The following is a 12,034-nucleotide window of genomic DNA, read 5'->3' as shown; positions in this document are numbered from 1 at the left end:
CGGCATCCGATCGAAGCGAAGCGAATGGAGCGCAGATGTCCGTCCACCTCAGTCCCACCGCGTTCGACCCGGGCCCCTGGGATGGGCTGCTCACCGACGTCGCACGGCGGCATCACGTGCCCGGCATCGTCGCCGGCGTCCTGCGCATCGATCCCGAGACGGGCCTCGAGCAGCGGCTCGTGACCCGCGCCGGCGTCGCCAACCTGCGCACGGGGGTCGCGAACGACCGCGACACCGTCTGCCAGGTCGGATCGATCACGAAAGTCGTGACGACGACGATGGTGCTGCAGCTCGTCGAGGAGGGGCGGCTGTCGCTCGACGACGCCGTGGTCGACGTGCTGCCCGAGCTCGCGCTCGCCTCGCCGCACGCCGCCGACGTCACGGTGCGCCACCTCCTCACGCACACGTCGGGCATCGACGGCGACCTCTTCACCGACACCGGTCGTGGCGACGACTGCCTCGAGCGGTACGTCGAGACCCTCGCGACCGCGAAGTCGCTCTTCGCGCCGTCGACCGGCTGGTCGTACTGCAACTCCGGGTTCGTCGTCGCGGGCCGCATCGTCGAGGTGCTCGACGGACGCACGTGGGACGCGTCGCTGCGGGCGCGCATCGCCGAGCCCCTCGGGCTGTCGACCTTCCTCACGCTGCCCGAGGAGGTGCTCGGGCACGGGCATCAGCTCGGGCACGTGCGCGCGCCGGGTGCCTCGACGTGGACGCCGAGCCCCGTCACGTCGATCACGCGCTCGATGGGGCCGGCGGGGCTCATCACGTCGAGCGTCGACGACCTGCTCTCGTTCGGCGGCGCGTTCGTGCGCCGCGGCCGCACCCGCGACGGCGGGCGCCTGCTGCGCGAGGACACCGTCGAGGAGATGACGTCGACGCAGTGGGAGCTCGACCCCGCGGCGGCGATGATGGCGCCGCGCTGGGGGCTCGGCTGGATGCTCGACGACTGGGGCGGGCACCGGGTGCACTGGCACGGCGGCACGACGATCGGCAACAACGCCTGGCTGCAGGTGCTCCCCGACGACGGGCTCGTGCTCGTGGTGTTCTGCAACGGCGGCGTCGCGCCGTCGGCCGCGGCGGAGGTCTACCGCGCCTTCGCCGACGCGTTCGGCGGCATCGCGCCGCCGCTGCCGCTCGTGCCCTCCGGCGCGGCATCGGAGGCCGTGCTCGACGACGCGTGGCTCGGCTCGTACGGCGACGCGTCGACGACGCTGACGATCGCGCGCACCGACGACGGCGAGCCGCGCGCGACGATCGCGACGCGGATGGGCATCGCGCCGGGGGAGGACGAGCCCGCGGCGATGCCGATGCTGCCCACGACCGAGTCCGCGCGGTTCGCGGTGCGACCCGATGCGCTGACGCCGTGGGCCGCCGTGTCGTTCACGACCGTCGACGGCGCACCCGCCGCCTACGTGGGCATCCGCTGCCTGCCGCGGCGCGAGGCGGAGGCGGCATGAGCGCCGTGCTGCTGCGCGGCGGCCGCGTCGTCGACCCGGGCACGGGATTCGACGACGTCGCCGACGTGCTCGTCGTCGACGGCAGGATCGCGGCGGTGGGCCGCGACCTCGAGCACGAGGGCGCCGAGGTCGTCGACGTCGCGGGCCGCATCGTGGGGCCGGGGTTCGTCGACCTCCACAGCCACGTCAACAGCATCGCCGGGCAGCGCCTGCAGGCCATGGACGGCGTCACGACGGCGCTCGAGCTCGAGGCGGGGCTGCTGCCGGTCGAGCTCGCGTACGCCCGCGCGCTCGAGGAGGGACGCCCCATCAACTTCGGCTTCTCGGCGTCGTGGGGCATGGCGCGCGCGGAGGTGCTCTCGGGCCGCGTGCCCGACGCCGACCTCGGGCTGTCGATGCTGTCGGATCCCTCCTGGCAAGCCGACTCGTCGCCTGCGCAGCTGCGCGCGTGGCTCGGGAGGCTCGAGTCCGAGCTCGCCGACGGCGCGCTCGGCATCGGCATCCTGCAGGGCTACGCGCCCCGCACGGACCCCGCGGAGCATCGCGCGGTGCAGGCGCTCGCGGCACGCGCGGGCGCCCCGACGTTCACGCACGTGCGCGAGATCGTGGAGGCCGACGCGTCGACCCCGATCGACGGCACGGAGGAGGCCGCGCGGGCGGCGATGGAGCTCGGCGGCCAGGTGCACCACTGCCACGTCAACTCCACGTCGCGGCGGCACATCGACCGCGTGCTCGGCACGATCGACCGGGCGAGGGTCGGAGGCGCGACGATCACCGTGGAGGCGTACCCGTACGGCGCGGGCAGCACGGGCATCGGGGCGGCGTTCCTCGCTCCCGAGCGGCTGCCCGTGTGGCAGCTGACGCCGAGCAGCATCGTCATCGTCGCGACGGGGGAGCGCATCCGCGACGAGGCGCACCTGCGGCACGTGCGCGCGACCGACCCCGGGGCGGCGTGCATCGTCGAGTTCCTCGACGAGCGCGACCCGGTCGACCGGGCGCTGCTCGAGCAGTCGCTCGCCTTCCCCGACTCGATCGTGGCGTCCGACGCCATGCATGTGACGTGGCCGGACGGGTCGACCGACACTCGGGAGTGGCCGCTGCCCGCCGGCGGCATGACGCATCCGCGCACCTCGGGCACGTTCGCGCGCTCGCTGCGGACCATGGTGCGCGAGCGGGGGCTGTGGACATGGCTCGAGGCGTTCCGCCGCTGCAGCATGCTGCCCGCACGCGTGCTCGATCGGGTCGCGCCGGCGTTCGAGCGCAAGGGCCATCTCGGCGTGGGCGCCGACGCCGACGTCGTCGTCATCGACCCCGAGCGCATCACCGACCAGGCCACGTACCTCGACTCGACGCGGCCGTCGCTCGGCGTCGTGCACCTGCTGGTGCGGGGAGAGCACGTCGTGCGCGACGGCGACGTGGTGCTCGACGCGTACCCGGGGCGCGGGCTGCGCGGGGCGCTGCGCTGATGGCGCAGCACGCCGCGCTCGTCGAGGCCGAGCGACGCCTGCCCGAGATGCTCGCCGACCTCGAGCGGCTCGTGCGGTGCGAGTCGCCCTCGGCCGACCACGAGGCGGTCGCGCGCTCGGCCGACCTCGTCGCGGCCATCGGCCTCGACCGGCTCGGCGTGCCTGCCGAGCGCATCGTCGTCGACGGCGTCGCGCATCTGCGATGGCGGCTCGGCGCAGCCGATCCCGCCGCGCCGCGCGTGCTGCTGCTCGCGCACCACGACACCGTCTGGCCGACCGGCTCGCTCGCGACGCATCCGTGGTCGATCGACGACGGCGTCGTGCGCGGGCCCGGATGCTTCGACATGCTCACTGGCCTCGTGATGGCCGTGCATGCCGCAGCGGACCTCGAGCTGCCGCAGCGCACCGCGGTCACCCTCCTCGTCACCGGCGACGAGGAGGTCGGCTCGTCGACGTCGCGCACGCTCATCGAGGAGGAGGCGCGCGGCTGCGTCGCCGCGCTCGTGCTCGAGGCGAGCGCCGACGGCGGCGCATGGAAGGTGGCGCGGAAGGGCGTGTCGCTGTACCGCGTCGAGGTCGTCGGCCGCGCGGCGCATGCCGGGCTCGAGCCCGAGCGCGGTCGCAACGCGACCGTCGAGATGGCGCACCAGATCGTCGCGGCGGCCGCGCTCGGCGACGCGGCGCTCGGCACGACCGTCACGCCGACGGTCGCGCAGGGCGGCTCGACGTCGAACACGGTCGCAGCGCACGCATCGTTCACCGTCGACGTGCGCGCCGAGACCGCCGCCGAGCAGGCCCGCGTCGACGAGGCGTTCCACGCGCTGCGACCCGTGGCCGGCGCGACGATCGCGATCGTGGGCGGCATCAACCGGCCGCCGCTCGAGCGGACGTCGTCGGAGCCCGTGCTGCGGCGAGCGGTCGCGGTCGCCGAGCGCCTGGGCATCCCCGTGCCCGACGCGGTCTCGGTCGGCGGTGCCTCCGACGGCAACTACACGGCGAGCATCGGCGTGCCGACGCTCGACGGGCTCGGTGCCGTGGGCGGGGGAGCGCATGCCGACCACGAGCACGCGCTCGTCGACGAGATCGCGCCGCGCACCGCCCTGCTGCGCGCGCTCGTGCTCGACCTGCTGGCGTCGCCCGTGGGCTGAGCGGATGCGCGTCAGCGCGTCGTGAGCGCGCGCGCGACGGCGCGCGCCACGTCGGATGCGGAGGCGTCGCCTGCGGCGTCCGCGACGCGATCCGCGAGCAGGGCGAGCGCGCATCCGTCGTGGCGGGCTGCGGCGACGACGCCTCCGTGCGCGGCGACGCTGCGCGCGATGCGCTCGAGCCCTGCGCTCCCGTGCACGACGTCGTCGAGCGCGCCGGCCCCGCTCGCGAGGCAGACGACGGCGTCGAAGTCGCCCGCGTCGACCTGGCCGGGTGCCGCGGTCCGAGCGAGGAGCGCTCGTCGCGCGGGCTCCACCGCCCATGCCGATGCCGCGGCATCCGCGCCGCCCGCGCGCGCAGCCCCGCCGGCCGGCGTCACGAGCAGCACCTCGCAGCCGGCGTCGTCGAGCACCTCCCAGGCATCCGCGAGGTCGGCGAGCGCCGTCGCGTCGTGCGCTGCGTCGTCGTCGCTGCCGGCGTTCGCGACGAGGAGCAGGATGCGGGTCGACATGGACTCCATTCACCCACAGGCGTACCGTGTGCGCATGCCGAAGTACCTGATCTCGTTCCCGAGCGGCGAGATGGTCGTGCCCGATGGCGAGTGGGATCGGGTCGTCGAGGAGTCGCACCAGGTCATGCGCGATGCGAGGGCCGCGGGCGTCTACGTCTTCGGCGGCGGCATCGACGAGTCGGTCCCGCCCGTGCGCGTCCACGCCGACGGCCCGGTGCAGCCCGGCACGTACCCGCAGACGGCTCGCCTCGAGGGCGGCTACAGCGTGCTCGACCTGCCCGACCGGGCCGCGGCCGAGGCGTGGGCTGCGAGGATCGCCGCTGCGTGCCGGTGCCCGCAGGAGCTGCGCGAGTTCGGCTTCGACCCCGAGTCCTAGGGCGCGACGGGCGTGCGGAGCACCTTCGCCATCGCCCTGCCCCGCGCGAGCTCGTCGACGAGCTTGTCCATCCAGCGGATGCGCTGCATGAGCGGATCCTCGATCTCCTCGACGCGCACGCCGCAGATGAGGCCCGTGATCTGCGCGGCAGCGGGATGCATCGCGGGCGCGCGATCGAAGAAGTCACGCAGCGAGCGCTCGTCGTCGAGCGTCTGGGCGAGGCCCGCGTCGTCGTAGCCCGTGAGCCACGTCAGCACCTCGTGCAGCTCGTCGACGGTGCGACCCTTGCGCTCGACCTTCGTGACGTAGTGCGGGTAGATGCTCGCGAACGGCACGCCGTAGATCCTGTGCTCCGCCATGGATCGCACCATAGTGCGGCCGCCGTGCTCGCGCACGCCTCGAGCGAACATCCTTGCCGCAGCGCCGCCGAACGACATATCGTCGATGCATCGCCGACAGTCGTCGGCACGAGGGGAGCATCATGCACGGCTCGTACCAGCAGGACCAGTTCGACGCAGGCCGCGGCATGCGTCACGGCGGCGGCATGTGGGAGGCGATGGAGCACCTGCGCAGCCAGTTCGAGCGCAAGGCGCCCGGCACGCGCATGGGCCGCGGCGACGTGCGCCAGGCGCTGCTGTCGCTGCTGATCGAGGGCCCGAAGCACGGCTACCAGCTGATCTCCGAGATCGAGGCGCGCTCCGGCGGTGCATGGCGCCCGAGCCCCGGCTCGGTCTACCCCACGCTGCAGCTGCTCGCCGACGAGGGCCTCGTCGCGGCCGAGGAGGCAGGCGGGCGCAAGACCTACTCGCTCACCGAGGCCGGCCGCGTCGTCGCCGTCGCGGCGGCCGAGCAGGGCACGCCGTGGGCCACGACCGACGAGCGCGAGACGCCGAGCCTCTCGGCGCTGCCCAAGGCGGGCTTCGAGCTCGCGCAGGCGGCGGCGCAGGTGGGTCGCACGGGCACGCGCGAGCAGGTGCAGGAGGCCGTCCAGATCCTCGAGGACGCCCGCCGTAGGCTCTACTCGATCCTCGCGCGCGACTGAGCGCGCGATCGAGCCTGCGCTCCGGCGCTACGGGGCCTGCGGGAGGTGCGATGGCTGACGCCGTCCCCTCGCGCGCCCGCTACCGCCGCATCCTGCGGTTCGCCGCCCGTCACCTCGCGGTGACGTGGTGGTTCGAGATCGCCCTGCCCAGCATCGGCCTGTCGCGCCTCGCCGCGCGCAGCCGCACGCGACGGATGACGCGCTTCGCGCGCTCCTTCCACGACTTCGCCGTCGAGCTCGGCGGGCTCATGATCAAGGTGGGCCAGTTCATGTCGTCGCGCCTCGACGTGCTGCCTCCCGAGGTCACAAAGGAGCTCGAGGGGCTGCAGGACGAGGTGCCCGCCGTGCCGACGCCCGACATCCGGGCGTCCGCCGAGCGCGAGCTCGGCATGTCCCTCGCCACCGCGTACGGCGTCGTCGCCGACGAGCCCATCGCAGCGGCGTCGCTCGGTCAGGCCCATCGGGTGACGCTCACCGACGCGGACGCCGCCGAGACGGGCTTCCGCGACGCCGTGATGAAGGTGCAGCGGCCGGGCATCGCCGAGATCGTGCAGACCGACCTCGCCGCGCTGCGGCGCGTCGGCGGCTGGCTCAGCAGGTTCCGGCTCATCGCGGATCGCGCCGACGTGCCCGCGCTCGTCGAGGAGTTCGCACGCACGAGCGAGGAGGAGATCGACTACCTCCACGAGGCGCAGTCCGCCGAGCGATTCGCCGCGATCTTCGCGGGCGACGAGGGCGTCGGCGCACCCGAGGTCGTCTGGGAGCGCTCGACGCGCCGCGTGCTCACCCTGCAGGACGTCACCGCGATCAAGATCACCGACCACGAGGCGCTCCTCGCCGCCGGCATCGAGCCGGGCGCCGTCGCGCACCGCTTCGCGCGCACGATGTTCGAGCAGCTCTTCGCGCACGGCTGGTTCCACGCCGACCCGCATCCCGGCAACGTCTTCGTCACGCCGCTCGGCGGCGTCGACGAGGAGGGGCGGCCGACCTGGCGGCTGACGTTCATCGACTTCGGCATGATGGGCGCCGTCCCGCCCACGACGCGTCGTGGGCTGCGTCGCATCCTCATCGCCGCCGCGTCTCGCGACGGCAAGGGTCTCGTCGACGGCATCCGCGACGTCGGCGTGCTGCTGCCGTCGGCCGACACCGACGAGCTCGAGCGGGCGATGACGCAGGCGTTCGCGCGCTTCGGCGGCATGGGCTTCGCCGAGCTGCGCGAGGTCGACCCGCGCGAGTTCCGCGACTTCGCCCTCGAGTTCCAGGTGCTGCTGCGCACGCTGCCGTTCCAGCTCCCCGAGGACATGCTGCTGGTCTTCCGGGCGATGTCGCTCACGTCGGGCGTGTGCTCGTCGCTCGACCCGGCGTTCAACCTGTGGGACGCGATCGAGCCGTACGCGTCGCGCCTCATCCGCGAGGAGCGGGGCAACGTCGTGCAGGACGTCGCGCGGCAGGCGCTCGACGCCGCTCGCGTCGCCGCAGGCCTGCCGCAGCGCCTCGACGGCCTCGTGGGCCGCATCGAGGAGGGCCGCCTGCAGGTCGCGGTGCCGCGCATCGAGCGCAGGCTCGACCGCGTCGAGCGCAGCATCGGTCGCGTCGTGTCCGCCGTGCTGTTCGTCGGCCTCCTCGTCGGCGGCGCCGTGCTGTGGGGCGACGGCGCCGGGCTCGGGATCGCGCTCATGATCGTGTCGGTGCTGCCGTTCGCGCACGCCGTCGTCGGCGGGCTGCTCGCGCGGCGCCGCTGACGCGTCGCACGCGTCCGTCGCGTCGCACGCCGCCGTCGCGCTGTCCACCCGGTGACCGTCGCCCGGCCCAGCGCATAGCGTCCTGAGCATGCGAGCACTCACCTGGCACGGCATCGAGGACGTCCGGATCGCGGAGGTCGACGACCCCCGCATCGAGCAGCCGACCGATGCGATCATCCGCGTCACGTCGACCGCGATCTGCGGCTCCGACCTGCACCTCTACCGCGTCCTCGCGCCCTACCTGCAGCAAGGCGACGTCCTCGGCCACGAGACGATGGGCGTCGTCGAGGAGGTGGGCAGCGAGGTGACGCGCGTCAAGGTCGGCGACCGCGTCGTCGTGCCCTTCGTGATCGCGTGCGGCGCGTGCTTCATGTGCGAGCGGAAGCGCTTCTCGCAGTGCGAGACGACGCAGAACCGCGAGCAGGGCACGGGCGCGTCGCTCTTCGGCTACACCTCGATGTACGGCGCGGTGCCCGGCGGCCAGGCGGAGCGGCTGCGCGTGCCGTTCGCGGACGTCGGCCCCATCGTCGTCGGCAGCGAGCACCCCGACGAGCGCTACCTGTACCTCTCGGACATCCTGCCGACCGCCTACCAGGCCCTCGAGTACGCCGACGTGCCCGATGGCGGCACCCTCGGCGTCGTGGGCCTCGGCCCCGTGGGCCAGCTCGTCGTGCGCCTCGCACAGCGGCGCGGCATCCGCGTCATCGGGTCCGACCCCGAGCCCGAGCGTCGCGCGCTCGCCGAGGAGTGGGGCGCGATCGCCGTCGACGTCGACGACGCCGTGCAGGCGATGCGCGACGCGACCGACGGCCGCGGGCCCGACGCCGTCGTGGAGGCCGTCGGCATGGAGGCGCACGGCAACCCCGTCGCCGCCGCGCTCATCAGCGCCGCGAGCAGGCTGCCGAAGCCCGTCGCGCAGGCTGCCGTCGAGCAGGGCGGCATCGACCGCCTCTCGGCGCTCATGACGGCCATCGACGCCGTGCGTCGCGGCGGCACCGTCTCGATCTCCGGCGTCTACGGCGGCTCGGCCGACCCGATGCCGCTGCGCGTCATGTTCGACAAGGGCCTGCAGGTGCGCATGGGGCAGTGCGACGTGCGCCGCTGGATCGACGACCTCCTGCCGATCGTCGAGCAGGAGGAGGACGTCCTCGGCCTCGAGTCGCTCGCGACGCACCGCCTGCCGCTCGACGGTGCTCCGGATGCCTACCGCACGTTCCAGCGCAAGGAGGACGGCTGCATCAAGGTCGTCCTGAAGCCCGAGCTGCGCATCGCCTGACGCGGATGCCAGGCCCGGCGCCGCGTCAGCGGTGCCGGGTCTGCTCGCGCCCCACGCGCGTGCCGAGCCGTCGCGCCGAGCGCTCGCCGAGCGCCGTGAGCGCGGAGGTCAGTGCCGAGCGCGGCACGAGCCGCCCCTCCGTCGCGGGCTCGGGGCTCGCGCCGGCACGCGGCAGCAGGAGCGCCGCGAGCTGCGTCGCGCGCACGGTCGTCGAGGGCGCGACGCCGTGCACGCGCGTCGCGAGGTGCGTCCACCAGGGCGTTCGCACGTGCGTGCGCCCCGCGAGCACGCCGTCGACGAGCACGCGCGCGGCGCGCGCCGCGGGCATCGAGAGCACGGGGATCGAGGCGGCCGAGGCGAACCACGCCGCCTCCTTCCGCGCGTCGCCGCGGAAGCGCGCGACCTCGTGCGCGCCCGTGCGCATGAGCCCCGGGATGACGGCCGTCGACGTGACGCCCGAGCCGGCGAGCTCGGCGGCGAGCCCCTCGGCGAACGCGATGGCACCGGCCTTCGCGGCCGTGTACGGCAGCAGGTGCGGCACGGCGACGGCGCCGCCGATGCTCGAGACCGTGCCGATGCGCCCGCGGCGCCGCGCCCGCATCCCGGGCAGCACGGCCCACGCGACGTGGATGGGTCCGCGCAGCATGATGTCGATCGCGTGGGCGAAGTCGTCGGTCGTCATGGTCTCGGCGGGGCCCACGTCGATCGCGCCCGCGACGGTGATGGCGACGTCGACGCCGCCGAGCTCGTCCTCGACGCCGCGCACCCAGGCGGCCACGGACTCCGCGTCGCCGACGTCGCACGTCGCACCGCGCACCTCCACACGGCCGCGCGCGGCGCGCTGCAGCCGCTCGACGGCGTAGGCGACGCCCTCCTCGCCGCGCGCGCAGATCGCGACGGAGAAGCCGAGGTGCACGAGGCGATGGGCGACGAGCAGGCCGAGCCCTCGCGAGCCTCCCGCGACGATCGCGACTCGGGGACGACGGGACGAGGAGCGCAGGATGGCCATGCAGCGACGCTAGGCGCCACGACCGTCTCGCGCGCAGGGGCTTGACGCGTCGGCAGCGTCACATGACGCCGCGCGTCGATCCGTGACGAGGGCGTGCTGACAGGCGCCGGCGCCGCTCGTACCGTCGCGGCATGAGCATCGACACCACGACGCAGGCCCTGCCCGACGCGAGCGCCGACGAGCGCGCATCCCGACTCACGACCGCTGCGAGCACCTGGGGCGACCGCATCGCGGCCGACCGCACCGCCGCCCACCTCCGCTACCGGGTCACGGGCACGGGCGAGGGCGCCGTCGCGACCCGGCTCGAGGCCGGGCGTCACGCCTTCTGGGTCGACGAGCCCGCCGCCCTCGCCGGCGACGACGTCGCCGCGAGCCCCGTCGAGGTCGCCCTCGGTGCGCTCATCGCGTGCCAGGTCGTCGTCTACCGCCTGTACGCGCACGCCCTCGCCATCCCGTTCGACGACATCCGCATCACGGCGGAGGGCGACCTCGACGCCGCGCGGCTCCTCGGTGCCGACGAGTCGGTGCGCGCGGGCTTCAGCGCCATCCGGCTCGCGATCGCGATCGACGGCCCGGAGACGCAGGAGCGCTACGAGCAGCTGCGCGACGCCGTCGACGCCCACTGCCCCGTGCTCGACCTCTTCGCGAACCCCACGCCCGTGACCGCGACGATCGCGAAGGCCTGACGGTCCGCGTCGCTGCGCCTAGGCTCGATCGAGGAGCCGAGGCGCACCCCGTGCGTCGGCGGGCGACGCGGAGGAGCGCAGGATGACCGGCCACGGCACGACACCCATCACGAGGCTCGCCGACGTGCGGCCGTGGGGCGGCGATGCCGTCGACCTCGACGTCGAGGGCACGACGATCGCCGCGATCCACCCGCACGGAGCCGCCCCGCGGCACGAGGGCGTCGTCGTCGATGGGCAGGGCCTGTGCGCGCTCCCCGGCATCGTGAACGCGCACGCGCACGTCGACAAGTCGTGGTGGGGCCTGCCGTGGCAGTCGTACGGCGGCGAGGGCGGCACGGATGGCCGCATCCGGCACGAGCGGGCGCGGCGCGGCGAGCTCGGCATCCCGTCGACGTCGATCACGGGCGCCGTGCTGCGCGAGATGGTGCGCCACGGCACCACGGCCATCCGCACGCACGTCGACGTCGATCTCGGCATCGGCCTCGCGGGCATCGAGGCGGTGCAGGAGGCCGCCGCGGCGTACGACGGTGCGCTCGACGTGCAGATCGTCGCCTTCCCGCAGGACGGCGTGCTGCGCAGGCCCGGCGTCGATCGCCTGCTGCGCGACGCCGTCGAGGCGGGCGCCGTGCACGTCGGCGGCCTCGATCCGGCGTCGATCGACCGCGACCCCGTCGGCCAGGTCGACCTGATCCTCGGGCTCGCGGCGGACACGGGGGTCGGGGTCGACATCCACCTGCACGACCCCGCCGAGCTCGGCGCGTTCCAGATCGAGCTCGTGCTCGAGCGCGTCGAGCGACTCGGGCTTTACGGCCGCGTCGTCATCGCGCACGGCTTCGCCGTCGCGCAGCTGGAGCCCGCGCGTCGTGCCGACCTGCTGCGACGGATGGGGGAGGCGGGCGTGGGGATGACGAGCGTCGCGCCCCTGCGGCTGCCGCAGCTGCCCATGCGCGAGCTCGCCGAGGCGGGCGTGCGCCTCGGGCTCGGCACCGACGGCATCCGCGACCTCTGGAGCCCGTACGGCGACGGCGACACCCTCGCCATCGCGAGGCAGTACGCGCGCGCCTCGAGCCTCGTGCGCGACGAGGATCTGCGTGCCGCCGTACGGCTCGCGACGACCGACGGCGCCTGGGCCGTGGGTCGCGACGTGCACGACCTCGTCGTCGGCGCGCGCGCCGACGTCGTGCTCGTCGACGCCGAGCATGCGATGGACGCGCTCGTCCGGCTCCCGGAGCGGCGCATGGTCGTCGCGGGCGGCAGGGTCGTCGCGACGGCCTGACGCCCGCCGTGAACGCGCGAGGGGCGCCCGCCGACCGGCGGGCG

The 12,034-nt window shown here is 74.5% G+C and carries 12 protein-coding genes; 9 read left to right on the top strand and 3 right to left on the bottom strand.

The window, feature by feature from the left end; all coding sequences use genetic code 11:
* Positions 1 to 35 precede the first annotated feature (35 nt).
* Genes ACFQPP_RS06805 through ACFQPP_RS06795 form a run of 3 tightly spaced genes read left to right on the top strand, consistent with a single transcriptional unit; the run spans position 36 to position 4,074 of the window.
* Positions 36 to 1,460: a serine hydrolase domain-containing protein gene (locus ACFQPP_RS06805; RefSeq protein ID WP_376915804.1), complete on the top strand. Its 1,425-nt coding sequence runs from the start codon at positions 36 to 38 to the stop codon at positions 1,458 to 1,460.
* Positions 1,457 to 2,926 (top strand): amidohydrolase family protein, encoded by a 1,470-nt coding sequence (locus ACFQPP_RS06800; RefSeq protein ID WP_376915803.1) that lies wholly within the window; start codon positions 1,457 to 1,459, stop codon positions 2,924 to 2,926. Before ACFQPP_RS06805 ends, ACFQPP_RS06800 begins: the two co-directional genes overlap by 4 nt.
* The gene (locus ACFQPP_RS06795; protein WP_376915801.1) at positions 2,926 to 4,074 is read left to right on the top strand and encodes a M20 family metallopeptidase; all 1,149 of its coding nucleotides are present in this window, start codon (positions 2,926 to 2,928) and stop codon (positions 4,072 to 4,074) included. Before ACFQPP_RS06800 ends, ACFQPP_RS06795 begins: the two co-directional genes overlap by 1 nt.
* Before the next feature lie 11 nt (positions 4,075 to 4,085).
* Here the strand turns inward: ACFQPP_RS06795 and ACFQPP_RS06790 are convergent, their stop codons facing one another.
* The gene (locus ACFQPP_RS06790; RefSeq protein WP_376915800.1) at positions 4,086 to 4,583 is read right to left on the bottom strand and encodes a hypothetical protein; all 498 of its coding nucleotides are present in this window, start codon (positions 4,581 to 4,583) and stop codon (positions 4,086 to 4,088) included.
* Between the two features lie 34 nt (positions 4,584 to 4,617).
* On the opposite strand from ACFQPP_RS06790, the gene ACFQPP_RS06785 reads away from it, so the two are divergent.
* Positions 4,618 to 4,959, top strand: a complete 342-nt coding sequence (locus ACFQPP_RS06785) for a transcription initiation protein (RefSeq protein ID WP_376915799.1) — start codon at positions 4,618 to 4,620, stop codon at positions 4,957 to 4,959.
* On the opposite strand, the gene ACFQPP_RS06780 is transcribed toward ACFQPP_RS06785, so the two are convergent.
* Complete coding sequence (locus ACFQPP_RS06780; RefSeq protein ID WP_376915798.1) at positions 4,956 to 5,318, bottom strand: DUF2200 domain-containing protein; 363 nt, start codon at positions 5,316 to 5,318, stop codon at positions 4,956 to 4,958. The two genes, ACFQPP_RS06785 and ACFQPP_RS06780, sit on opposite strands and share 4 nt — an antisense overlap.
* A 122-nt stretch (positions 5,319 to 5,440) precedes the next feature.
* Between ACFQPP_RS06780 and ACFQPP_RS06775 the strand changes: the two genes are divergently transcribed.
* The 3 genes from ACFQPP_RS06775 to ACFQPP_RS06765 all read left to right on the top strand — a co-directional run bounded on the left by ACFQPP_RS06775 (position 5,441) and on the right by ACFQPP_RS06765 (position 9,019).
* Positions 5,441 to 6,001 carry a PadR family transcriptional regulator gene (locus tag ACFQPP_RS06775; protein WP_376915797.1) on the top strand — a complete coding sequence of 187 codons (561 nt, stop codon included), beginning with the start codon at positions 5,441 to 5,443 and terminating at the stop codon, positions 5,999 to 6,001.
* A 50-nt stretch (positions 6,002 to 6,051) separates the two neighbouring features.
* Entirely contained in the window at positions 6,052 to 7,743 is a 1,692-nt protein-coding gene (locus ACFQPP_RS06770; protein ID WP_376915796.1) for an ABC1 kinase family protein, read from the top strand.
* Between the two features lie 88 nt (positions 7,744 to 7,831).
* Positions 7,832 to 9,019 carry an alcohol dehydrogenase catalytic domain-containing protein gene (locus ACFQPP_RS06765; protein WP_376915795.1) on the top strand — a complete coding sequence of 396 codons (1,188 nt, stop codon included), beginning with the start codon at positions 7,832 to 7,834 and terminating at the stop codon, positions 9,017 to 9,019.
* A 25-nt stretch (positions 9,020 to 9,044) separates the two neighbouring features.
* On the opposite strand, the gene ACFQPP_RS06760 is transcribed toward ACFQPP_RS06765, so the two are convergent.
* Positions 9,045 to 10,028, bottom strand: coding sequence for an SDR family NAD(P)-dependent oxidoreductase (locus ACFQPP_RS06760; RefSeq protein ID WP_376915794.1), 984 nt, complete (start codon positions 10,026 to 10,028; stop codon positions 9,045 to 9,047).
* 131 nt (positions 10,029 to 10,159) lie between these two features.
* Here ACFQPP_RS06760 and ACFQPP_RS06755 point away from each other — a divergent pair, with 131 nt between their 5' ends.
* Positions 10,160 to 10,714, top strand: coding sequence for an OsmC family protein (locus ACFQPP_RS06755; RefSeq protein ID WP_376915793.1), 555 nt, complete (start codon positions 10,160 to 10,162; stop codon positions 10,712 to 10,714).
* 82 nt (positions 10,715 to 10,796) lie between these two features.
* Positions 10,797 to 11,990, top strand: coding sequence for an amidohydrolase family protein (locus ACFQPP_RS06750; protein WP_376915791.1), 1,194 nt, complete (start codon positions 10,797 to 10,799; stop codon positions 11,988 to 11,990).
* Positions 11,991 to 12,034: the final 44 nt, after the last annotated feature.

Source organism: Agrococcus sp. GCM10030265, from assembly GCF_042666675.1.
GTDB lineage: Bacteria > Actinomycetota > Actinomycetes > Actinomycetales > Microbacteriaceae > Agrococcus.
The sequence above is the reverse complement of the archived record's forward strand: the minus strand, read 5'-3'. Positions and strand labels throughout refer to the sequence as shown.